This window comes from Phenylobacterium kunshanense (genome assembly GCF_003254525.1).
Taxonomy (GTDB): domain Bacteria; phylum Pseudomonadota; class Alphaproteobacteria; order Caulobacterales; family Caulobacteraceae; genus Phenylobacterium; species Phenylobacterium kunshanense.
On sequence record NZ_QFYS01000006.1, the window covers coordinates 151,691 to 173,261 of the forward strand.

20 protein-coding genes are annotated in these 21,571 nt (G+C 70.3%); 13 read left to right on the plus strand and 7 right to left on the minus strand.

What is annotated here, in order from left to right; translation table 11 throughout:
* Positions 1-23: 23 nt before the first annotated feature.
* Both DJ019_RS14295 and DJ019_RS14300 read right to left on the minus strand, forming a co-directional pair.
* Entirely contained in the window at positions 24-707 is a 684-nt protein-coding gene (locus tag DJ019_RS14295; RefSeq protein WP_111276726.1) for a protein tyrosine phosphatase family protein, read from the minus strand.
* 128 nt (positions 708-835) lie between these two features.
* On the minus strand, positions 836-1,483 hold the full coding sequence (locus tag DJ019_RS14300) for a DsbA family oxidoreductase (RefSeq protein ID WP_205854170.1): 648 nt from the start codon (positions 1,481-1,483) through the stop codon (positions 836-838).
* Between the two features lie 292 nt (positions 1,484-1,775).
* On the opposite strand from DJ019_RS14300, the gene DJ019_RS21215 reads away from it, so the two are divergent.
* Positions 1,776-2,597: a PEPxxWA-CTERM sorting domain-containing protein gene (locus tag DJ019_RS21215; RefSeq protein WP_205854171.1), complete on the plus strand. Its 822-nt coding sequence runs from the start codon at positions 1,776-1,778 to the stop codon at positions 2,595-2,597.
* A 63-nt stretch (positions 2,598-2,660) separates the two neighbouring features.
* Here the strand turns inward: DJ019_RS21215 and DJ019_RS14310 are convergent, their stop codons facing one another.
* Entirely contained in the window at positions 2,661-4,481 is a 1,821-nt protein-coding gene (locus tag DJ019_RS14310; protein WP_111276728.1) for a bifunctional helix-turn-helix transcriptional regulator/alpha/beta hydrolase, read from the minus strand.
* A 117-nt stretch (positions 4,482-4,598) separates the two neighbouring features.
* Between DJ019_RS14310 and DJ019_RS14315 the strand changes: the two genes are divergently transcribed.
* From DJ019_RS14315 to DJ019_RS14325, 3 genes are read left to right on the plus strand one after another with little or no spacing between them, the layout of a single operon-like run.
* On the plus strand, positions 4,599-4,844 hold the full coding sequence (locus DJ019_RS14315; RefSeq protein WP_111276729.1) for a hypothetical protein: 246 nt from the start codon (positions 4,599-4,601) through the stop codon (positions 4,842-4,844).
* 59 nt (positions 4,845-4,903) lie between these two features.
* Complete coding sequence (locus tag DJ019_RS14320) at positions 4,904-6,679, plus strand: ABC transporter ATP-binding protein (protein WP_111276730.1); 1,776 nt, start codon at positions 4,904-4,906, stop codon at positions 6,677-6,679.
* The gene (locus DJ019_RS14325) at positions 6,676-7,380 is read left to right on the plus strand and encodes a lysophospholipid acyltransferase family protein (protein WP_111276731.1); all 705 of its coding nucleotides are present in this window, start codon (positions 6,676-6,678) and stop codon (positions 7,378-7,380) included. Before DJ019_RS14320 ends, DJ019_RS14325 begins: the two co-directional genes overlap by 4 nt.
* Here the strand turns inward: DJ019_RS14325 and budC are convergent.
* Positions 7,377-8,165 (minus strand): meso-2,3-butanediol dehydrogenase, encoded by a 789-nt coding sequence (gene budC / locus DJ019_RS14330; protein WP_111276732.1) that lies wholly within the window; start codon positions 8,163-8,165, stop codon positions 7,377-7,379. The genes DJ019_RS14325 and budC overlap by 4 nt on opposite strands.
* A 114-nt stretch (positions 8,166-8,279) precedes the next feature.
* On the opposite strand from budC, the gene DJ019_RS14335 reads away from it, so the two are divergent.
* The 5 genes from DJ019_RS14335 to lpxK are packed head-to-tail and all read left to right on the plus strand — an operon-like array spanning position 8,280 to position 13,980.
* A complete protein-coding gene (locus DJ019_RS14335; RefSeq protein WP_111276733.1) occupies positions 8,280-10,022 on the plus strand; it encodes a thiamine pyrophosphate-binding protein in 1,743 nt (580 codons plus the stop codon).
* Between the two features lie 2 nt (positions 10,023-10,024).
* Positions 10,025-10,711, plus strand: a complete 687-nt coding sequence (locus tag DJ019_RS14340; RefSeq protein ID WP_111276734.1) for a TetR/AcrR family transcriptional regulator — start codon at positions 10,025-10,027, stop codon at positions 10,709-10,711.
* A gap of 52 nt (positions 10,712-10,763) precedes the next feature.
* Entirely contained in the window at positions 10,764-11,747 is a 984-nt protein-coding gene (locus tag DJ019_RS14345) for a cation diffusion facilitator family transporter (RefSeq protein WP_111276735.1), read from the plus strand.
* Positions 11,744-12,997 (plus strand): 3-deoxy-D-manno-octulosonic acid transferase, encoded by a 1,254-nt coding sequence (locus tag DJ019_RS14350; RefSeq protein ID WP_240606485.1) that lies wholly within the window; start codon positions 11,744-11,746, stop codon positions 12,995-12,997. Before DJ019_RS14345 ends, DJ019_RS14350 begins: the two co-directional genes overlap by 4 nt.
* Entirely contained in the window at positions 12,994-13,980 is a 987-nt protein-coding gene (lpxK, locus tag DJ019_RS14355) for a tetraacyldisaccharide 4'-kinase (RefSeq protein WP_111276736.1), read from the plus strand. The genes DJ019_RS14350 and lpxK overlap by 4 nt, the downstream gene beginning before the upstream one ends.
* Here lpxK and DJ019_RS14360 read toward each other — a convergent pair.
* Entirely contained in the window at positions 13,977-15,059 is a 1,083-nt protein-coding gene (locus tag DJ019_RS14360) for a phosphotransferase family protein (protein ID WP_111276737.1), read from the minus strand. The two genes, lpxK and DJ019_RS14360, sit on opposite strands and share 4 nt — an antisense overlap.
* Positions 15,060-15,169: 110 nt before the next feature.
* On the opposite strand from DJ019_RS14360, the gene DJ019_RS14365 reads away from it, so the two are divergent.
* A complete protein-coding gene (locus tag DJ019_RS14365; protein WP_111276738.1) occupies positions 15,170-15,607 on the plus strand; it encodes an SRPBCC family protein in 438 nt (145 codons plus the stop codon).
* Here DJ019_RS14365 and purD read toward each other — a convergent pair.
* Positions 15,599-16,867, minus strand: a complete 1,269-nt coding sequence (purD, locus tag DJ019_RS14370) for a phosphoribosylamine--glycine ligase (protein ID WP_111276739.1) — start codon at positions 16,865-16,867, stop codon at positions 15,599-15,601. The genes DJ019_RS14365 and purD overlap by 9 nt on opposite strands.
* A 162-nt stretch (positions 16,868-17,029) precedes the next feature.
* Here purD and DJ019_RS14375 point away from each other — a divergent pair, with 162 nt between their 5' ends.
* From DJ019_RS14375 to DJ019_RS14385, 3 genes are read left to right on the plus strand one after another with little or no spacing between them, the layout of a single operon-like run.
* Positions 17,030-17,677: a sensor histidine kinase gene (locus tag DJ019_RS14375; RefSeq protein WP_111276740.1), complete on the plus strand. Its 648-nt coding sequence runs from the start codon at positions 17,030-17,032 to the stop codon at positions 17,675-17,677.
* A 6-nt stretch (positions 17,678-17,683) separates the two neighbouring features.
* Entirely contained in the window at positions 17,684-17,995 is a 312-nt protein-coding gene (locus tag DJ019_RS14380; protein ID WP_338066093.1) for a SemiSWEET family sugar transporter, read from the plus strand.
* 55 nt (positions 17,996-18,050) lie between these two features.
* Positions 18,051-20,348, plus strand: a complete 2,298-nt coding sequence (locus DJ019_RS14385; protein WP_111276741.1) for an O-linked N-acetylglucosamine transferase family protein — start codon at positions 18,051-18,053, stop codon at positions 20,346-20,348.
* Between the two features lie 13 nt (positions 20,349-20,361).
* On the opposite strand, the gene DJ019_RS14390 is transcribed toward DJ019_RS14385, so the two are convergent.
* Positions 20,362-21,435: an Rv3169 family protein gene (locus DJ019_RS14390; RefSeq protein ID WP_111276742.1), complete on the minus strand. Its 1,074-nt coding sequence runs from the start codon at positions 21,433-21,435 to the stop codon at positions 20,362-20,364.
* Positions 21,436-21,571: the final 136 nt, after the last annotated feature.

Consider the following 21,571-nt stretch of genomic DNA (forward strand, 5'->3'; position numbering starts at 1 on the left):
TCCCCCTGCGGGGAGGATCTCGCCTACTCCCGGCGCAGCACGCTCTCGGTCAGCAGGTTGCCCCACATGTTGGTGCGGAAGTCGGCCTTCATCCCGGCCGGGTCGTACATGGGGCTCTGCACCCATTCCAGGAAGCTCATCCCCGCCGGCTCGCCCTCGGTGAGGTAGCGCGCGAACGTATAGTCCAGCACCCCGGTCTTGCCGTGCCGGACGTGCAGGTAGCGGATGTGCAGCTGGTCCAGCGCCTCGCGGATCGTCTTGCCCTTTCGGAAGTGCATGTAGAGCACGCTCATGATGCCCGCCCGGTCCGCGCCCGACTTGCAGTGCATCAGCGCCGGATACTCCAGCGTCTCGAACAGCCGCTTGGCCCCCAGCACGCGCTCGCGCGACGGCACCTCGCGCGAGGTGATCGTGAAGTTGACGAAGTTCAGCCCCAGCCGCTCGCAGGCGTCCTTCTCCAGCGCATGGAAGCTCGCGTCGAACCCGCCCCGCAGGTTCACGATCGTGCGGATGCCCCGGCCCTTCCACGCCGCGATCTGATGCGGCCACGGCTGGTTCGCCCGCACCAGCTCGTCCGAGATCCAGTGCGCGTTGGAAAACCCCAGCCGCAGATAGGCGTGGTCGTTCCAGAGGTAGTCCAGATAGGTCCGCGTCCGTCCCCACGGCGTGGAGAGGTCGAAGCGGTCCTCGGCAGGGGCGGAGCTCATGCCGCCTAGGTAAGGCCAGCCGCCGGACGGTGGAAGGGCGCAGGATGGCGCGGGGCGTATGCGCGCCGCACGGCCTGACGTCGCAGACGCGGCTGGCTGGCGGCTGCGAAACGAGGATGGGGGCGCCGCTACGACTCCGCCGCGATCGTGCGGAGCGCCCGTTCGAAGGCGGCGGCGGGCTGGCCGCCGGAGATCAGGTACTTTTCGTTGATGATCACAGCCGGGACCGAGCTGATGCCGGCCTCGTACCATTGGCGCTCCAGAGAGCGGATGTGGCCGGCGAAGCGGTCCGAGGTCAGCACGTCACGGGCCGCGACGGGATCGAGCCCGGCCCGTTCGGCGGCGGCGACGAGCACCTCGTGATCCGAGGGGTTCTCGCCACGCGTGAAATAGGCCTCGAACAGGGCGTGCTTCAGCGGCAGCTGGCGTCCCTCAAGGCCCGCCCAATGCAGCAGGCGATGGGCGTCGAAGGTGTTGTAGATCCGGCTCTCGGGGGTTGTGGCGATGGTGAAGCCCACCTCGGCCGCGCGGGCGCGGATCTGCTCGCGGTTCGCCGCGGATTGCTCGGGCGTCGCGCCGTACTTCTCGAAAACGTGCTCGCGAAGGTTCTGGCCCTCGGGCGGCATGCCCGGATTGAGCTCGAACGGCTGGAAGGTGATCGTCGCATCGACCAGATCGCCGACCCGCGCCAAGGCCTCCTCAAGCCCGCCGAGGCCGATGACGCACCAAGGGCAGGACACGTCGGAGACAAAGTCGATCTTCATAGGCTTGGTCACGCGGCCAGCTCCGTCTCGAATGAGGCTCCGTGGTCCTGAGCCTAGACGTGGCGGTCTGTGGTGGGAACCGCCTCCGGCAATGCATTCGACCTGCTGCGAGCAGCGGGCTGCCGGTGCTTTCGCGCCTCGCCATGCCTGCGCGAAGTGAAATTCCCCTTTCACGAGAAAGCGTTGCGCATCCGCCGCACCTCAAAAAGGGGGTGGCTGGCGGCGATCGCCAAATCCTACAGCTCGGGCCGGAAACGCATCCGACGCTTCGCTGTGGAGCGTGCGTTCAGTTGTGGGGTTGTAAATGAAACGAGTTCTGATCTGCGCGAGCGCGGCCATGGCGCTGGCCCTGGCGACGGCGGCCAATGCCGAGACGCGGGGGCCCGACAGCTTCGGCTATGTCGCCACCGACCAGGTGACCTATACGTTCAACGACATCACCGGCACGGGCGCCAAGGTGCTGACGAACGTCGACGACTCATACGTTCAGGTGTCGCTGGGCATGAACTTCGACTTCTACGGCCAGACCTATGACACGGCCTTCCTGTCGAGCAACGGCGTGATCATGTTCGGCGGACCGAACACGGGCTACACGAACTATGACCTGACAGCGTCCCAGTTCTCGGGTGGACCCGCCATCTTCACCTACTGGGACGACCTGGTGACGCCGGACTCGGATCCGATGCGGGGTGTCTACTACGAGACGATCGGCACGACGCCGGGCAGCCGCAAGTTCGTGGTCCAGCAGATCGCCAACTCCTATTCGATCGGCGGCTCGTCCATCAACTTCCAGACGGTGCTGGACGAGGCCACGGGCGACATCCTGATGCGCTACACCCAGACGACGTTCGGCAACGCCGGTTTCGACCATGGCGCAAGCGCCACCGTCGGTATCCAGGGCATCCAGTCCCAGGGCCAGTTCGTGCAGTGGAGCCACAATCAAGCGATCCTGCAGGACAACCAGTCGATCTGCTTCACGACCAATGGAAACGCCGCCTGCAACGCGATCGTTGATCCCGTGGCGGGTGTTCCCGAGCCGACGACCTGGGCCCTGATGATCCTCGGCTTCGGGGGCGCGGGCGCCGTCCTGCGTCGGGCCAGGTCCGCCCAGGCGCTGACGGCCTGACCCCAGCGGGAGGCCTGGGAAAGGCCCCGATGGTTCGTCGGGGCCTGACCCGCGCCTCGCCTGTCAACCGGCGATCAAAGCGGCGAGCGCCGTCGGGTGGGTGAACTGCACGAGGATCCCGGCGTCCGCCAGTGGATGGAACGAGACTTCCGGCAGGGCCCGCCAAGCCTCGCGCGACGCCTGCCCCACCCCGGTGGCCTCGGCCACCAGCCAGGGACCGCATGTCAGCGCAGGCGGACGCCAGCCCCGCGCGTAGATCGCATGCTCCGCCGCATAGCCTGCGCTCGTGTGCGCGAACTGGGCCTGGATGTCGCGGATCAGCTGCGCCCGGACGAGCGGGTCCCGCAGCGCCTGCTCGTCCGCCGGGATCGCCCGCAAAGTCCGGTCGAGCGCCGCATCCAGGAAGTCGCTTCGCGTGCGCCGGCGGATGAATTCGCCCAGCCCGTCGATCAGGTGCGGATGATCGAGGATGAGCCGGGTCATGCGAAGGACGACGCCGTTCTTGTGCTCGGCCGACAGGTGGCCGGGCGCGCGAGGGTTGAGGAGAACGCCTCGGGCGATGCGATGCGGATAGGCGGCGGCGAAGGCGAGAGCGGCGGCGGTCCCGCCATCCCGTGCGAACAGACTGACCTTGCGAGCGCCCAGGGCCACCATCAGGGCCTCCAGGTCGTCGGCCGCCTCGACCAGGTAGTCTCGCGTCGCTGGACTGGTAAGACCAAAGCCCGGCCTCTGGGGGATCAGCGGCCGCAGCCCATGGCCCTGAAGGGCGGTCGCCAGCTCGGCCGGCAGGCTCCGCCCGGCAGTGAAGCCGTGAAAGATGACCGCTGGCCGCCCGCTTGCGGGTCCGTAGTCCAGAAACGCCAGCCGGCGCTCCCCTTCCCTCGGCAGCAGCCGCAGCCGGGCGACCGGGGCGTCCGAGCTGAACACAGGCTCGGCGACATCCACCAGGCCCCGCAGCGCGCGGGTCTCGGCTGCGAGGCGCCCGAGATCCTTGGCGCGCCTGGCCCGCGTCTTGGCAAGCACGCTCTTGGCGTAGGTCCGAACCGTCTCGGGCTGGAGCCCGAGCCGCGTGGCAGCCTCGCGTTGCGTGGCGCCGGCCGCCAGCTCGGCGGCGACGCCAGCTTCGGCCAGGGTCAGACCGAAGGCGTCGCTCAGTAGGGTGGCGTCCGCCTCAGGGGCCTCGTGAGCGACGCTCATCGTCTCGGCCAGCCGACGCACCACGTCGCTGGACCGGGAGACCCCCAGCTTGCCCATGATCCGCTTCAGAGCGTCGCGCGCGGTCGTCGCGCCGACACCGGCCTGGGCCGCAGCGATCTCCAAGGTCGGCGCGAAGAGGAAGGCCTGGGCCAGCCGAGCCTCCAGCGCCGTCAGACCGAACGCCGCGGCCGCCCGCGCCGCAAGATCGCTCGACCGGGAGGGCGCAAAGAGGAGCGCGACGATCGCCTGCGGCTGGCTGGCCGCGCGGGCCCCGGTCGGCGTCCTGACCCAGCGAAGCGCGGCCTCCCCCCGCCCGAACCAGGCCGGAGCTAGGGCGCCGTCGGCCGCCTCGATCAGGCCCATCGCCGAACCTTCCCGCCGCGCCCTTTCGGCGAGCCGGTAGAGGTCGGGAACGGCGGCCGGCTCCGGGAAGGCGGCGGCGAAGGCCGCGTCGGCGTCGAGAACCTCGTTGCGACGCCCGAGCACGGCGATCGCGATCGCCTCCGGGGGCACAAGCGCCGCGGCGCCGAAGTCGAAGCCGGCCTCCAGGCTGAGGAGCTGCTCGACAACGGGGGTGTCCGGTCGCCGGGCGCGGCCCTCCTGGCCCCATGCGCGGCGGAGCAGCTGCGCTGCCCCAGCGAAGGCGTCGGATCGGTTCTGGCCGATGTCGATCCCCTTCAGACTCATGCGTCCCCCGAAAGCGAGGGGCCATTCTCCCGCCCAGGCGCCTAACTTCCGGCTAAGGAAATGGCTCCGCGCGCAAAATGCGGTCAGGATGCCGCCCGGAGTGTGCAGGAAGGCGAGATGGCGCAGCCGCAGGGGATTTCAGCCGACCTGGCCTGGTGGCGGGCCCACCGGGACGGCGCCGATCCCGAAGCCGCCCGCCGGGTGCTGGCGCGGCTCACGGCCTGGAAAGTCCAGCACGACGAGGACCGGGCCCGCCAGGCCGGCCCGTTCTTCAAGATGGTCTGGGACGGGATCTTCGGCGACGACGACGGCGCGGTGACCGAGGCCATCGCCGAGATCGAGACGGCGCTGGCCGACCGCTGAGCGGCGCTTGACTTCGCCCCCGCAACATCCGACCCCAACCCCATGAGCGATCGAGCCTCATGAGCGACCCGGGCCGGCCGGAGCCGACCGCCCGCGACCTGATCGCGCGGGTGGCCCGCATCTACATGGCGCCCCGCTGGAAGGGTTGGGTGGTCGCCATGCTGGCCGCCGTGGTCGTCGCCTATTGCAGCGCCGAGCTGGTGCGGATCATCGAGCCCGCCACCAACGACTTGCTCGTCTTCCACAAGCCCGGCGCTCTCCTCTGGCTGCCCCTGACCATCGCCACCCTGGCCGCCGCGCGGACGATCGCCCAGGTCGTCCAGGCCACGCTGGTGAACCGCATCGGCAACGCCGTGGTCGGCGACGTCCAGGTGCAGCTCTTCGGGAAGCTGGTCCGCGCCGACCTCGCCCACCTGCGCAGCCAGCACTCGGGCGCTTACGTGTCGTCGGTGCTCTACGACGCCGGCCTGATCCGCGAGGCGGCCACGGCCGGGGTCGTGAACTACACCCAGAACCTTCTGATCTTCCTGGGCGCCGTCCTGGTGATGGTGGCCAACGACTGGATGCTCTCGCTGGTGCTGATCGGCGTCGTGCCCCTGGCCGGCGTGATCATGCGCCGCTTCTCCAAGCGCACCACCAAGGCCGCCAAGGGCGCCATGGCCGAGACCTCCGCCCTCTCCTCGGCGATTATGGAGAGCCTGGACGGCGTGCGGGTCGTGAAGCTGGAGAACCGCGAGGCCTATGAGGAGGCCCGCGTCGCCGAGGTGGTCCGCCGCCGCCAGCAGCACCTGACCAAGGGCGCCAACGCCCGCGCCCGCGCCGCCCCGGCCACCGAGCTGCTGATGACCCTGATCGTGGCGATCGTGTTCGCCTACGCGGGCTGGCGCTCCACCCACGGCGAGATGAACGCCGGGGCCTTCTTCTCCTTCATCGCCGCCCTGACCATGGCCAGCCAGGCCCTGCGCCAGCTCGCCAACCTGCAGACCGTCTTCGCCGAGGGCATGTCTGCCGCCCGCCGCCTGTTCGCCGCCCTGGACGTGGAGCCCGAGGTGCGCGAACGGCCGGGCGCCCCGCGCCTCGCCCGCGCCGAGGGCACGATCCGGTTCGAGGACGTGGCGTTCAGCTACGGCGGCGAAGGCCCGCCCGCCCTGGACGGCGTCAGCCTGGAGGCTCGGCGCGGCGAGACGGTGGCCCTGGTCGGCCCGTCCGGCGGCGGCAAGAGCACGATCCTGAACCTGATCCCGCGCTTCTACGACGTCACCGCCGGCCGCGTGACCCTGGACGGCCGCGACGTACGTGACGTGGCGCTGGACTCCCTGCGCGACCAGATCGCCCTGGTCACCCAGGAGCCGTTCCTGTTCGACGACACCATCCGCGCCAACATCGCCTATGCCCGCCCCGACGCCAGCCCCGCCGAGGTTGAGGCCGCGGCCCGCGCGGCGGCGGCGCACGACTTCATCGGCGAGCTGCCCGACGGCTACGACAGCCTGGTCGGGGAAGCCGGCGCGCGCCTGTCGGGCGGCCAGCGCCAGCGCATCGCCATCGCCCGCGCCTTCCTGAAGGACGCCCCGATCCTGCTGCTGGACGAGGCCACCAGCGCGCTGGACACCGAGAGCGAGGCGCAGGTGCAGGCGGCGCTGAAGCGGCTGATGGCCGGCCGCACGACCCTGCTGATCGCCCACCGCCTCTCCACCGTGCGGGGCGCCGACCGGATCTACGTCGTCGACCGCGGCCGCATCGTGGAGACCGGCGACCACGAGAGCCTGGTCGCCAAGCGCGGCCTCTACGCCCGGCTGGCCAGGAGCCAGGACCTGGAGGCGGAGCCCGCCGCGTGAAGGCCTTCCTGCGATCGGACGGCGTCCAGGCCGTTCTCGGCTGGGTGCTGGGGACCTACCTGCGCCTCGTGCTGCGCACCGTGCGCTGGCGGCACGAGAACGTCGCCTGCGTCGAGCCGGTGCTGGCCGACGACGCGAAGGGCGCCATCGCCCTCTTCTGGCACGGCCGCATCCCGCTCTGCCTCGCCACCGCGCCGCAATGGTGGCGCAAGCGGACCAAGTGCCTGATCTCGCCCTCGGCCGACGGCGAGTTCATCGCCCGCGCGCTGGACATGTCGGGTTTCCCCGCCATCCGCGCCTCCTCCGCCAAGAAGGGCGACGCGGCGAAGGCGCGGCAGGCGGTCGCCGCCATCCGCGAGGCCACCGCCTGGGTGAAGGACGGCGGCGCCCTGGTCGTCACGCCCGACGGGCCGCGCGGCCCCAACGAGGTGATCGCCGCCGGCTCGCTGCAGATCGCCCGCCGCTCCGGCCAGCCGGTCTACCTGATGGGAATAGCCGCCGCCCCGGCGTGGCGGCTGCAGAACACCTGGGACAAGGTGATGTTCGCCGCCCCGTTCGGGCGCGGCGCCGTGGTCTGGGAAGGCCCGCTCCACGTGCCCGCCGACGCCGACGACGCCGTCATCACCGGGCTGATCGCCGATTGGTCCGCACGCCTCTCTGCGGCCACTCGCCGGGCCGAAGCGATGGTCTCTGGCCGCTAGACGCCGCGCAGGCCCAGCATGCCGGGGAGGTCTGGCTGGCCGGTGTGCGCCGTTACGCCGCCGTCCACCGGCACGATTGCGCCCGTCATGTAGGAAGCATCGTCCGAGGCCAGGAACAGCACTACGGCCGCGATCTCCTCCGCGCGCGCGAACCGGCCCATCGGCACGGCCTTGTCCCAGACCTGCCGGACGCCCTGCATCTCGTTGATGCCAGCGATGATCGGCGTGTCCACCGGCCCCGGACAGACGGCGTTCGCGCGGATTCGCTCGTGCGCGTGGTCGATGGCGACGGCGCGGGTGTAGTTGATCACGCCCGCCTTGGCGGCGTTGTACGCCGCGAAGCTGAAGTCGGCCGCCATCCCGGAGATCGAGGCCGTGTTGACGATCGCCCCGCCGCCGCGCTTGCGCATCGCCGGCAGCGCCGCCTTGCAGCCGTAGAAGACGCCGTCGAGGTCGATGGCCATGACCCGCCGCCATTCCTCGGGCGTGAGGTCCGGGGTCGCGGCGAAGCAGCCGACGCCGGCGTTGTTGAACAGGATATCCAGTCCGCCGAACTCGGCCTCGGCCGTGGCCACCATCGCCTGCACGTCATCCCACGAGGCGACGTCGGTGTGACGGTAGACGCAGCGACCCTCGCCCAGCTGGGCCGCAGCGCGCTGCCCCAGCTCGTCCTGCACGTCGGCGATCACGACCGCCGCGCCCTCGGCATGAAAGCGCCGCGCCGCCGCGAGGCCGATGCCCGACGCGCCGCCCGTGACGATCACGACCTTGTTGGAAAACCGCATCCTCACGTCCTCCCGAAGGGCTGGTCAGCTCCGCCCTACTGTATAATTATATTGTACTCTAATTATGGAAACGCCCGGCGCGCAAGCCGCCACAGGGCGACGCGGGAGGATTGCATGGAAACTTCGCAGACGCGCGTGACGGGAGGCGAACTGGTCGCGCGCACGCTCAAGGCCGCGGGCGTGACCCGGGTGTTCGCCCTCCACGGCGGTCACCATGAAGCGCTCTTCAAGGGTTGCGTGGACCACGACATCGCAATCACGGACTTCCGGCACGAGGCCGCCGCCGGCCATGCGGCCGACGCCTATGCGCGCACCACCGGCCGGCTCGGCGTCTGCATCATCACCGCTGGCCCCGGCTACGCGAACGCCACGGCCGCCATCGCCAACGCCCACCTCGACGGCTCGCCGGTGCTGTTCATCATCGGCGCCCCGCCGTTGCGCGAGGTGGAGACCAATCCGCTGCAGGGCGGCATCGACCAGATCGCCATGGCCCGGCCCGTCTCGAAGTGGGCGCTGAGCATCCCCGCCACCGAACGCATCCCCGACCTCACGGCCATGGCGATCCGCCGCGCGGTCACCGGACGGCCGGGGCCGGTGGTGCTGGAACTGCCGATCGACATCCTCCACCAGAGCGTCCCGCTCTCGCAGGCCACGCCACCCGCCGGCGTCAACGTCCGCCCCCGGCCAGCGCCCGCGCCTTCCGAGACCCAGGCGCTCGTGGACCTGCTGGCCGCGGCGCAGCGCCCTGTGATCATCGCCGGCCTTGAAGCGGCGAACGACGCCACGGCCACGGCGATCCGGCCGCTGGTCGAGCGTCTCCGGATCCCCGTCTTCGTCAAGTCGCAGGCGGCCGGCCTGCTGCCGCCCGGTCATCCGCTGGACGGCGGCGCCGCGAGCGGGCTGGGCGTCCTGCCGATGCTGGGGCTGCCGCGGCCCGACCTGGTGATCCTGCTGGGCGCGCGGATGGGACTGCTGCTGGGCGGACGCTCAGGCGCGATCGTGCCGCACGACGCGCGGGTGGCGCAGGTGGCGCTGGACGCGGGGGAGATCGGCCGCATTCGCGACGTGGACCTCGCCATCGCGGCCGCCGCCGCCGAGACCCTGTCGGCGCTCGACACCGCCACCGCAGGCTTCGCCGGACAGGACTGGAGCGGGTGGGCGGCCCAGGCGACGTCCGTACGCGCGGCGATGGCGGCCATGGTCCCGCCACCCTCGGAGACGGGGAAGATCCATCCCGCCCACGCCGCCGCCGCGGTGGCGCAGGCCGCGGGAACGGAGGCGGTGTTCGTGCTGGACGGCGGCGAAGCGGCCTCATGGGCCGGAGGCGCGGTGCGGGTGGATGCGCCGGCGCGGGTCCTCAGCCACGGTTATCTGGGTTGCCTCGGCATCGGACCGGGCTTCGCCATCGGCGCCCAGCTCGCGCACCCAGACCGGCGCCTGGTGCAGGTCACCGGCGACGGCGCGATGGGCTTCCACGTCCAGGAATTCGACACCATGGTGCGCCATCGGCTGCCCATCGTGACGGTCGTGCTGAACAACGAAGTCTGGGGCATGTCGATTCACGGCCAGCAGCTCATGTACGGGGCGAACTACAACGTGATCACCCAGATCGCCGGCACGCACTATGCCGACATCGCCGCCGCCTTCGGCTGCCACGCCGAGCGCGTCACGACGCTGGCCGGGGTCGGCCCGGCGATGGAGCGCGCTCTGTCGGCCGGCCGCCCGGCCCTGGTGGAGATCATGGTCGACGCCGACATCGTGCACCCGGTCACGGTGTCGATGCTGGGACAGGTCGCGGAGGGCAGCCGCGACGTCATGATCCCCTACTACGAGAACATCCCCCAGGCGGCGGTCTAGCCTTGGCGCTGTCCCCCGAACGCAGGGAGGCCCGGCGCCGCCATCTGGTGGAGACGGCGCAGGTCCTGATGCGGGAGGCTGGCGACGCCGGCTTCTCGATGAAGGACCTGGCCGCCCGCGCGGGGCTGAGCCCCGCCACGCCCTACAACCTCGTCGGCGGCAAGGCCGATGTCCTGCGCCTGGTGGTTCGCGACGAGTTCGAGCGGTTCGGCCGCAAGCTGGGCGCCCTGCCCGCGGACGGCCCGCTCCAGCGGCTGCTGGCGGCCACGCGGCTGGTGGTCGACCACTACGTCGAGGATCGGCCCTTCTATCGCGGCCTCTTCCACGCCGCCCTCGGCAGCGCCTCGCCTGAGGTTCGCGACTTCATGTCCGGCGAAGGCCGGCAGCTCTGGTGCGGCCTCGTGGGCGCAGCGATGGACGCCGGCCAGCTGTCCGCGTCCCTGAAGGCCGTCCCCACCACAGACGCCCTGCTCCGCACGATCTCCGGCGTCACCGAGGCGTGGCTGGCCGGCGACTGGGGCGCCGACCGCTTCGCCCTGGAGATGCGCAGCGGCGTGGGACTGGTCCTCGCCTCTGCCGCTGCGGAAGATCAGCGCGATTGGCTGCTGGCGGACGTGGCGGACGCCCAGGCCGCCATCGTGACGTCGCCGGACCGGGAAGAGGCGGCACACGTCGCCGGAACGGTCTGAACCCAGGCGGCCCGCATTGCCCTGGCTGCGCGAGGGTGAGACATAGGCCCGAATGGCCCACGACGCCCACGATCACGACCACCATGCCCATGATCACCACGATCACGGGCACGGACACGCGCACGGGCATCACCACCACGGCGGCCATCACCACCATGCGCCCGCCAACATGGGCCGGGCCTTCGCCATCGGGGTCATCCTCAACACCGGTTTCGTGGTCGCCGAGGTCGCGGCCGGCCTCTGGACCGGATCGCTCGCCCTGCTGGCCGACGCCGGCCACAACCTCTCGGACGTCCTGTCGCTGCTGCTGGCCTGGGGCGCCACGATCCTGGCCCGGCGTGCGCCCGCCGGTCGCCGCACCTACGGCCTGCGCAAGGGCACCATCCTGGCCTCGCTGGCCAACGCCATCCTGCTGCTGGTCGCGGTCGGCGCAATCGTCTCCGAAGCTGTCCGCCGGATCGGCGCGCCGGCCCACATGGACACCGACATCGTCATGCTGACCGCCGGCCTGGGCGTGCTGATCAACGGCGCGACGGCCATGCTGTTCATGCGCGGCAGCCATTCCGACCTAAACGTTCGCGGCGCCTTCCTGCACATGGCGGCGGACGCCGGGGTGTCGCTGGCCGTCGTCGCGGGCGCCTTCGCCATGGCCCAGACCGGCATCCTCTGGATCGACCCGGCGCTCAGCCTGATCATCGCCGCGGTCATCGTCCTGGGCACCTGGAGCCTCCTCCGCGATTCCATGGACCTGGCGCTGGACGCCGCCCCGCGCGGCATCGATGTCGACGAGGTCCGCACCTGGCTGAAGGGCCTGCCGGGCGTCGAGGACGTGCACGACCTTCACGTCTGGGCCATGTCCACCACCGAGACGGCCATGACCGCGCACATCCTGCGGCCGGCCAACGGCGACGGCGACCAGTTCCTCCACATGGCCTGCGAAGGCCTGGAGGCCCGCTTCCGCATCGGCCACGCCACCTTGCAGATCGAGACTGACGCCGCGCACGCCTGCCGCCTCGCCCCTGCCGAGGTGGTGTGACCAGGCCCCTGCCGCTCGCGGTCTACGGCGCCCTGACCGGCCTCATCGAGCCGTTCGCCCCGATGGTGCTGCGGCGACGCGCAGCGCGCGGCAAGGAAGACCTCGCGCGACTGGGCGAACGCCTGGGCCACGCCGGCGTCGCGCGGCCTGCCGGCCCCCTCGTCTGGCTGCACGGCGTCAGCGTCGGGGAAGCGACGTCGCTGCTGCCTCTGATCGAGGCGCTGCGCGGCCGCCGGCCAGACCTCCCGCTGCTCGTCACCTCCGGCACCACCACAGCCGCCGCCATGCTGGCGCAGCGCCTGCCGGCCGGCGTCGTCCATCAATATCTTCCCCTCGACCTCCCCGGTCCGATCCGGCGCTTCCTGGACCATTGGCGCCCCTCGCTCGGGATCTTCGTCGAGAGCGAGCTCTGGCCCAACCTGATCCTTGAGGGCCACCGGCGCGGCGTACGCCTGGCCCTGGTCTCCGCCCGAATGACCGAGGGAAGCGCCCGGAGCTGGAGCCGCTATCCGGTGGCGGCGCACGAGGTCTTCTCGTCCTTCGACCTGGTCCTGCCACAGGATGAGGCCTCTGCCGGGCGCATCCGCGGGCTGGGGGGGACTCCGGGTCCGAAGCTGAACCTGAAGCTCGCCGGCGACCCGCTGCCGGCGGATGAGGCAGAACTCGCGCGGCTGCGCACCGCCGCCGCTTCCAGAACCGTCGTCCTCGCCGCCAGCACCCATCCCGGCGAGGAGGAGATCGTCGTCGAGGCGTTCCGCGCCGCCGTTTTCGACGATGCCGAGGCGTTGCTGATCATCGCACCCCGCCACCCCGATCGGGGACCGGAGCTGGCGCGGATGTTCGGCGCGAGCCGACGATCCGCCGGCGAAACGCCGACAGGCCCGATCCACGTTGCAGACACCTTGGGTGAGCTCGGCCTGTTCTTCCGGCTCTCGGACGTGGTGGTGATGGGCGGCGGCTTCCTTCCCGGCATCGGGGGGCACAACCCGTTGGAACCGGCGCGGATCGGGCGGCCGATCGTCACCGGACCGCACGTCTTCAACGCCGCCGAGCTCTACGCAGGCCTGTTCGCGGACGCCGCCGCGATCGAGGCATGCGATGCGACGGCCCTCCGGCGTCACATCCGCGGCCTGCTGGACTATCCCCACATCGCCCGCCGAATGGGTGAAGCCGCCCTGGATCACGCGACGCAGCAGAATCGGGCGATCGACACCGCCCTCGACCTCCTGACGCCGCTGCTCCCCGCATGAAGCTGGCCACGCCCCGCTGGTGGTACAGCCGCGACCGCCGGGTCGGACTTGTCCCGCGCGCCCTGCTGACGCCGTTGTCGTGGATCTGGGCCGCAGCAACTGCGCGGCGGATCGCCCGGAGAACGCCCTTCGATCCCGGCATCCCCGTCATCTGCGTCGGCAACCTCACCGTTGGGGGAACGGGCAAGACGCCCATCGTTCGCGAGCTGGCCTACCGGCTGAATGCGGCGGTGCTGTCGCGGGGCTACGGCGGGACCGAAGTCGGCCCCCTGCGGGTGGATCCGACCCGGCACACGGCCGCCGAAGTCGGCGACGAGCCGCTGATGCTGGCAAGCGACCTGATCGTCTGGATCGCCCGCGACCGCGCCGCCGGGGCCCGAGCCGCGGCAGCGGCGGGCGTCCGAGCCATCGTCATGGATGACGGGCATCAGAATCCCTCGGTGCGCAAGACGCTGTCGCTCGTGGTCGTCGACGGGGAAACGCGTGGCGGCGAGTGGCCCTTCGGCGACGGAAGGGTCTTCCCCGCCGGCCCGATGCGCGAACCGCTGAGGGCCGGCCTCGCCCGTGCGGACGCCGTGGTGCTGCTGCTGCCCGGCGACCTCGACGCCCCGGATCCGGAACTGCTGGCGCAACTTGCGCCAATACCCGTCCTCACGGCTCGTCTTGAACCCGCAGCGCCGCCGCCGCCCGGGCCACAGGTGGGCTTCGCTGGCGTCGGAAAGCCGTGGAAGGTGGAGCGCGCCCTGCAGGCCGCCGGCTGCGATCTGAAGGACTTCCTGCCCTTTCCCGACCATCACCGGTACGACGAGGCCACACTCAAGCGCCTGGCCGACCGCGCGGCCCAGTTCGGCGCCGGTCTCGTCACCACGGAGAAGGACTGGGCACGCCTGCCCTCGACGTGGCGCGCACGCGTAACGCCCTGGCCCGTCCGCGCGGTGTTCACGGACGAGGCGGCGCTGGACGCCCTGCTGGCGCGCCCTTAGCTCGCGCCGGCCTTCTTGGCGTAGGCCCAGCTCATTTCGGCCAGGGCCGTGACGCGCGGCGCCATGTTGGCGGCGTCCGGGTGGTTGGCCGTGCCGTCGCGGACCCGGCCCAGGATGCCCTGCAGGATGCCCACCAGCCGGAAGCTGTTGTAGGCGATGTACCAGTTCAGGTCGGGCAGGCCCGTGCGGCCGGTGAGGCTGCAGTAGTACTCCACCGCCTCGTCCATGGTCGGGATGCCGTGCGCCTTCAGGTCAGGCAGCTGCGAGATCGTCCCGTTGATCCAGTTCATCAGCAGGTAGGTGAAGTCGGCCAGCGGTTCGCCCAGGGTGCCCAGCTCCCAGTCCAGCACCGCGATCACGCGGGGCTCGGTGGGGTGGAAGATCATGTTGTCCAGCCGGTAGTCCCCGTGGACGATCGACGTCCGCTCCTGCGGCGGGCAGGTCTTCGGCAGCCACTCGATGAGGCGCTCGACCTCCTCGATGTGACGGGTCTCGGAGGCCTTGTACTGCTTGGTCCAGCGGTCGACCTGGCGGGCCATGTAGTTGCCGGGCTTGCCGTAGTCTTCCAGGCCGATCGCGGCGTAGTCGGTGTTGTGCAGGTCGGCGAGCGTCTTGATCTTGGCCTTGAAGATGGCGTTGCGCTCGGCCGGCTCGTACTTCGGCAGGGTCTGGTCCCAGAGCACCCGCCCCTCGACCATGTCCATGACGTAGAACCAGGTGCCGATCACGCTGTCGTCGGTGCACAGGCCGTATGGGCGGGCCACCGGGAAGCCGGTCGGATACAGCGCCGAGATCACCTTGAACTCGCGGTCCACCGCGTGGGCCGAGGGCAGCAGCTTGCCCGGCGGCTTGCGGCGCAGCACGTACTTCTTTCCAGGCGTGATGAGCTGGTAGGTCGGGTTCGACTGGCCGCCTTTGAACTGGCGCACCTCGAGCGGGCCCGCGTAGCCCTCGACGTTCGCCTCCATCCACCGGGCGAGCGACGCCTCGTCGAAGCGGTGGGTTTCAGCCACTTCCTTGGTGCCGGTATTGGCCTGTTCGCGCGCCTGCTCGGCGGCCACGTCGGTCGTCACGGCCATGGCGTTTCCCCTTAGCTTCCAACAGTTGTTTGAACCCCTTTTAGCGACGCTGCCACCGCCGGAGCAAGGAGCCTTGACGCGGCGTCGCGCGAACCGCTCAAACGGGGGCCATGGTCGAGGACATCCAGTCGGTCATCGAGATCGCCGCCCCGCGCGACCAGGTATGGCGCGCCGTGACCGAGCCTGATCTGGTCGGCCAATGGATGGGCTGCCTGCGGTTCCTCCCCGCACCGGGGCACATCTTCTATCTGCAGCCCGACCGTCCCCGCCGCGAGGCTGACGACGTGACGGACGCCATCGCCTGCCGGATCGAGATCGTCGACCGCCCGCGCCGGATTTCGTTCAGCTGGGGCTTTCCCGAGACGCCGGACACCTTCGTAGACATCCGGCTCAGTAACATCTCGGGCGGCACGCATGTGCGCCTGACCCATTCTGGCTGGGACCAGTTCGACGACCGGGAGACCGAGCATGTGCGGGGCGGCCTCGGACACGCCTGGCACACGGTGGCGCTGCCGGCGCTCAGGGCCGTGGCCGAGCGGCTAGCCTAGAGCCCGCCAGCCGATGTCGGTGCGGCAGAAACCGTCGGGGAAGTCGATCTGCGCGATGGCCGCATAGGCCTTGTCCCGAGCCTCGCGGAGGGTCGCGGCGCGGGCGCAGACGTTCAGCACACGGCCCCCGGCGGCGCGCAGTACGCCGACCTCGTCCAGCCGCGTTCCCGCATGGAAGACCGCCACGTCCGGCCCGAAGTCGGCGTCCGCCCCGCGGATCTCGCCGCCCGCCGCCGGCTGGTCGGGATAGCCCTTCGCCGCCAGGACGACGCAGATCGCCGCCTCGTCGCGCCACACCGGCGGCGGCATCTCGGCCAGCCGCCCCTCGGCGCAGGCCACGAGGTAAGGCACGAGGTCGCTCTCGAGCCGGAGCATCAGCACCTGGCACTCGGGATCGCCGAAGCGGACGTTGAACTCCACCAGCTTCGGCCCCGTCTTCGTGGCCATCAGCTCCACGAACAGCACGCCGCGGTAGGGCGCCCCGTCCGCCGCGATCCCGGCGAACGCCGGCTCCACCAGGCGCGTGCGGACCTGCTCCACCAGCTCGGGCGTGAAGACCGGCGCGGGCGAATAGGTGCCCATGCCGCCAGTGTTCGGGCCCTGGTCGCCGTCGAAGGCGCGCTTGTGATCCTGGGCCCAGCCGAACAGCATCGAGTTCTTGCCGTCGCAGAGGGCGAAAAGCGAGCCGATCTCGCCCTCCAGGAATTCCTCGACCACCACCCGCGCGCCGGCGGCGCCGAAGCGCCCGCCGAAGGCGTCGTCGATCGCCGCCTCGGCCTCGCCGCGCTCGGGCGCGATCACCACGCCCTTGCCGGCCGCCAGGCCATCGGCCTTGATGACGTAGGGCGGCTCGAACCGGTCCAGCGCCCGCTTTGCGTCATCGGCGCTCTCGCACACTGCATAGGCCGAGGTGGGCAGCCCGTAGCGGTCGGTGAAGGCCTTGGTGAAGGCCTTGGACGACTCCAACTGGCCCGCCTGGGCGACCGGGCCGAAGCAGGGGATCCCTGCCGTCTGCAGTGCATCGCCAAGGCCCACGGCCACGGCGGATTCCGGTCCGATCACCACGAGATCCGCGGCGATCTCCGTCGCCAGGGCCACGAGGGCGGGCACGTCCGTGGCCGCAACGCTCCGCACTTCGCACTGGGCGGCCATGCCGGGATTGCCAGGCGCGGCGACCAGCCGCTTCACCAGCGGCGAGGCCGCGATCTTCCAGGCCAGGGCGTGTTCGCGCCCGCCGGAGCCCACGAGCAGGATGTTCATGGTCGGCGGCTTTGGCGTGCGCGATCCTCGCGGTCAAGCGCAAGCCAGCCTGAATTGATGGCAGATATCCGACTTCCGCGCGCGGCGACGCCTCGTCGCAACCCCAACGGCATGGACGTGGGGTAACATGTTCGCATAGTGGCCTGACGACGGGGAGACGGGATGGCCAGTTCGACGGACAATCCGGAGGAGGCGCTCGAGCGCCAGGCGGCGCGTCATCGCGACGTGGAGCACCGCGTCAAGAACACCCTGCAGCTCATATCCTCGATCGTCATGCTCCAGGGCCGCCGCGCCACTGACGATGGCGCGCGGCGGGCCCTGCGTGGGGTGCAGCAGCGGGTCGCGGCCGTCAGCGTGGCGCATCGCCACGTGGACTGGATCGACGACAGCGAGAAGGTCCAGCTCGCCCAGCTCATCCGCGAGATCGTCGGCGACCTGGCAGGCTCGGCCGGGCGGGACGACGTGTCCATCGACCTCGACCTCGACGCGGTGACGATCGCCGGGCGACAGGCCGCGCCGATCGCCCTGCTGGTCAGCGAAGCGGTCGGCAACGCGCTCCGGCACGCCTATCCCGTCGGCCGCTCCGGGCGCGTGCGGGTCGCTCTCCGGCGGACCACCGATGGCTTCGACCTGTCGGTCAGCGACGATGGCGTGGGCATGCCGCCGGGCGCGCCGCCGTCTGGGTTCGGCCTCACCGTCGCGCAGCTCATGGCCCAGCAGCTTCGCGGAAAACTCACCACCGACGCGACGCAACCCGGGCTGCGGCTTTCCGTTAGCGTGCCCATGGACACCGAAACCGCCGCGGGCTGACCGCCCGTGCCCCTCATCGCCGACGTCATCGGGACAGGGGCCGCCCTCTGCTCGATGGCCAGTTTCGTGCCGCAGATCACCAAGATCGTGCGGGAACGCGACGCGAGTTCGGTCTCGCTCCGTATGTACGCCGTCACTGTGGCCGGATTCAGCCTCTGGATCGCCTACGGGGTGCTGTCGCGGGCCTGGCCGGTGGTCGGCGCCAATGTGGTGTGCCTGATCCTTTCGGCGACGATCCTCGCGCTGAAGTGGCGGTTCGCCCAGGGCAAGCCCCTTGTCCCGGCCGGAATGAGCGAGGGCGCCCGGGACGTGCTCTAGCCACGACGGAGGGAGCGCCGTAAGGGCTACCCGGCGAGGTTTAGAAGGTTTCGGCATGAGCGATCGGCTGGCGGCGGCGCAGGCGGCCCTGAATGCGGGGCGAAGGGAACAGGCGATCGAGCATCTGATCGCCGCCGTGAGCGAGGACCCTGCCCGCGCCGTTCAGGTCTATCGCGCCCTCGTGGTCCAGCTCTACAACGCCGGGCGTTTCGCCGAAGGGGAGTCGTATGCGGCGCAGGGGCTGCAACGCTTTCCACGCGACTACGACCTGCTGAACACCCGCGGCGTGCTGCTGCGGAAGCTGAGGCGCCAGGCCGAGGCGATCCCGTTGTTCGAGCAGGCGATCAAGCTGAACCCCAAGGCGCTGGCCGCCCAGCAGAATCTCGGCAACGTCCTGCTGGACCTGGGCGAGGCCGCGCGGGCGGAGACCGTCTACACCAAGCTGGTCCGCACCCAGCCCCGCGACCCGGAGTTCCAGCGCCAGCTCGGCCGGGCGCTGGCCAAGCTCGGCCGGATCGATCCGGCGCTGATGCGGCTCCGCCAGGCCATCGCGCTGAAGCGCGACAGCGTCGAGGCCTGGCTCGACATGATCGGCATTCTCAACGAGGAGCTCCGCAACGCGGAGGCCGTCGAGACCCTCGACAAGGCGCTGGAAGCCTTGCCAGGCAACCAGCGCCTGATGGAAGCGCGGGTGGTGCTCCTGCGTCGGTCGGGGCAGACGAAGCAGGCCGTGGCTTACCTCAAGTCGCTTCTGCCCTCACATCCTGACGACGCGTGGATCCACTACCAGCTCGGCGTCATGCTGACCGACCAGGACCGGCCACAGGCAAATGCACACCTTGCGAGGGCAGTTGAGCTGGAGCCCGGCAAGCTGGACTACGCCACCTCTTACATCGAGAGCCTGGAGCGCACGCGCGACGCGCAGGAAGGCGCGCACATCGAGCACGCCTACCGCCTGGCGCTGCCGCTCCTGACCCGGGCCAACGAGTTCAACGAGTCCGCCACCAAGATTCTGACCGAGGTGTTCGTCCGCGTCTGCGACTACGACGCCATGGATGCGGTCGGCGACTTCACATCGCTGGGCCGCGCGTGGGCGAAGAGCGGCCGCCACACCGCCCTTCTGAAGCAACTCGGCCGGGTGCGCAGTGATGAGGACCGCCTTGAGCTGGTGGAACAGCACCGCATCTGGGGCCGCGAGATCGAGGCGGCCGCCGCACGCCGTACGATCCGTCGTCCGCCGCCACGTCCGCGGGGCGACAAGATCCGGCTGGGCTTCATGTCGTCGGACCTGCGAGCCCACCCGGTCGGCTACTTCGCGATGCCGCTCTTCGATCACATCGACCGGGATCGGTTCGAGGTGTTCGTCTATTCCTACTTCACGGGCCAGGAAGACGCCGCGATGCGTCACATCACCCGGCAGGTCGCCGCCTATCGCTGGTGGCCGGACATCGGCGTCGGGGAGGCGGCCGAACGCATCGCCGAGGACCAGCTCGACATCCTGATCGAGCTGGGCGGCTCGACCCACATGAACAAGCTGGACGTGATGGCCTACCGGCCGGCGCCGCTGCAGGCGAGCTGGCTGGGCTACCCGCACTCGGCCGGCCTCTCCAGCATCGACTATTTCGTCTGCGATCCCTACTCGAGGCCGACGCGGCCCGAGTACCTGATCGAAACGCCGCTGATCATGCCGCACACCTGGCTGGCGTTGGGCAAGGCGTTCTTCTCGGACCATACCGAGATCAGCCCCGACCTGCCCAGCGAGCGCAACGGCTTCGTCACCTTCGGTACGGCCAACAATCCGCACAAGTATGGCCGCGAGGTCCTCCGCGCCTGGGCGCGCGTGGTCGCCGCCGTCCCCGGGTCGAAGTTCGCCTTCGTCCGGCCCGAGGCCAGCGGCGAGAGCTTCCAGCGGAACATCGCCCGCTATTTCGCCGAAGAGGGCGTCAGCGCCGACCGCCTCATCTGGCGCGCCGTGCGCGGCGCGCACCTGCCGCACTACAACGACCTGGACGTCACGCTCGACCCGTTCCCGCTGACCGGCGGCACGACCACGACCGAGAGCCTCTGGATGGGCGTGCCGCTCATCACCCTCGTCGGCGAGGCCTTCTACGAGCGGCTCAGCTATTCGATCCTGTCGAACGCGGGCCTGGGCGATCTGTGCGCCCGATCGCAGGACGAGTTCCAGGCCCTGGCGGTGAAGCTGGCGGTCGACACCGAGCGTCGCCGCGCCCTGCGCAAGACGATCCGCGAAGACCTGCGCAACAGTCCTCTCGGCCAGACCGAGCAGTTCGCCAAGGACTTCTACGACATGGTCTTCCGGGCCGTGACCGAGCGGCCGGGCCGGAAGACCTGACGCGGCGAGGCGCTTAGAATCCCAGCGGCCGGTAGGGCCCCAGGATCAGCTGCTCGAACACGCCGACGCCCTGCTGATCGGCTTGGCCGGGGACCGACAGCGTCGCCTTGCTGATCGCCTGGATGTGCAGGTTGCCCATGTCGTTCTGGTCGAAGTTCTCGCAGTCGAGGTCTTCGCGCGCGACCGCCAATTCCCCCTTCAGCGCCCCGTGGCGCCAATCGCCGCCGTAGCCGATGCCTCGCATCAGGAAGGTGGCCATCGGCTCCAGCGTCATGGTCGCCGCGCCCTGGTCCATGGGGATGGTCAGCTTGCCCGACTTGGCGTGCTTGGTGCCGGGGATCAGCTCCGTCTCCATCGTCGCCGCCTCGGTATGGTGGCCGCCATCGGGGCCTGCCCCGTCGGGCAGGATGACCGCCCGCGTATTCCACGGCTTGCCGTCGGCGTCGGCGTTGATGTGGAAGAACACCGAGCGGTCCGCGAAGTTGACCGGCGTCCACTGCCAGAAGAACTGCGGGATGCCTGCGCCCGGGGTCGGCTGCGGGTCGGCCGCGCCCACCGGCCGGATGCCCCACGAACGGTCGCGGGTGCCCACCCAGCCGTTCAGCTCCAGCCGCTGGCCATCCACCTCCAGCCAGCCGGAGACGCGGACGTTCTGGGTCAGGCGCGTGTAGTCCATGAACAGGCGCGGCCCGACGCGGCGTACGAACCGCGGCTCCTCGATCGGGAACGAGCGCCCCTCGAAGACCACTTCGCCGGCGATGCCCTCGGATTTCGTGACCGTCAGCTTCAGGCGCTGCAGAGGCTCCAGGATATCGATCGCGATCGGACCGACGCTGATGTCCATCCGCTCCATGCCCAGCACGCGGGAGGCGTGAAGGCAGTATTCCTTGCCGTCCTTGACGATGGCGACGTGGGCGTCGGCGACGTTCAGCGCCGGATAGACGCCGAAGGCCGCGGCCATGAAGGCTGACCCGTCGGGCGCGTAGGCGTTGAAGAAGTAGCGGTCGTAGAAGTTGCGGTCCGAGCCGGCGTAGGCGATCGGCTCCGGCGTCTGGTGGATCGGATAGTCGTCGCCCTTGGTCAGCATGCCCGCAGCTTCCTTCCCTGTTGACGCTCGGTCAGCCTTGCCCGGCCGCCAGCGCGCGGTATCTGATCGGCACGATAAGGAAAAAAGGGAGGCGTCGTCCCCCGTGACCTCGCGTCACTCGGGCGACGAATTTTCA

Excerpts from the sequence above, each read along its gene's own strand:
- DJ019_RS14295 (WP_111276726.1), bottom strand. The coding sequence starts at position 707 with ATGAGCTCCGCCCCTGCCGAGGACCGCTTCGACCTCTCCACGCCGTGG.
- DJ019_RS21215 (WP_205854171.1), top strand. The coding sequence starts at position 1,776 with ATGAAACGAGTTCTGATCTGCGCGAGCGCGGCCATGGCGCTGGCCCTG.
- DJ019_RS14310 (WP_111276728.1), bottom strand. The coding sequence starts at position 4,481 with ATGAGTCTGAAGGGGATCGACATCGGCCAGAACCGATCCGACGCCTTC.
- DJ019_RS14315 (WP_111276729.1), top strand. The coding sequence starts at position 4,599 with ATGGCGCAGCCGCAGGGGATTTCAGCCGACCTGGCCTGGTGGCGGGCC.
- DJ019_RS14320 (WP_111276730.1), top strand. The coding sequence starts at position 4,904 with ATGAGCGACCCGGGCCGGCCGGAGCCGACCGCCCGCGACCTGATCGCG.
- budC (WP_111276732.1), bottom strand. The coding sequence starts at position 8,165 with ATGCGGTTTTCCAACAAGGTCGTGATCGTCACGGGCGGCGCGTCGGGC.
- DJ019_RS14335 (WP_111276733.1), top strand. The coding sequence starts at position 8,280 with ATGGAAACTTCGCAGACGCGCGTGACGGGAGGCGAACTGGTCGCGCGC.
- DJ019_RS14345 (WP_111276735.1), top strand. The coding sequence starts at position 10,764 with ATGGCCCACGACGCCCACGATCACGACCACCATGCCCATGATCACCAC.
- lpxK (WP_111276736.1), top strand. The coding sequence starts at position 12,994 with ATGAAGCTGGCCACGCCCCGCTGGTGGTACAGCCGCGACCGCCGGGTC.
- DJ019_RS14360 (WP_111276737.1), bottom strand. The coding sequence starts at position 15,059 with ATGGCCGTGACGACCGACGTGGCCGCCGAGCAGGCGCGCGAACAGGCC.
- DJ019_RS14365 (WP_111276738.1), top strand. The coding sequence starts at position 15,170 with ATGGTCGAGGACATCCAGTCGGTCATCGAGATCGCCGCCCCGCGCGAC.
- purD (WP_111276739.1), bottom strand. The coding sequence starts at position 16,867 with ATGAACATCCTGCTCGTGGGCTCCGGCGGGCGCGAACACGCCCTGGCC.
- DJ019_RS14375 (WP_111276740.1), top strand. The coding sequence starts at position 17,030 with ATGGCCAGTTCGACGGACAATCCGGAGGAGGCGCTCGAGCGCCAGGCG.
- DJ019_RS14385 (WP_111276741.1), top strand. The coding sequence starts at position 18,051 with ATGAGCGATCGGCTGGCGGCGGCGCAGGCGGCCCTGAATGCGGGGCGA.
- DJ019_RS14390 (WP_111276742.1), bottom strand. The coding sequence starts at position 21,435 with ATGCTGACCAAGGGCGACGACTATCCGATCCACCAGACGCCGGAGCCG.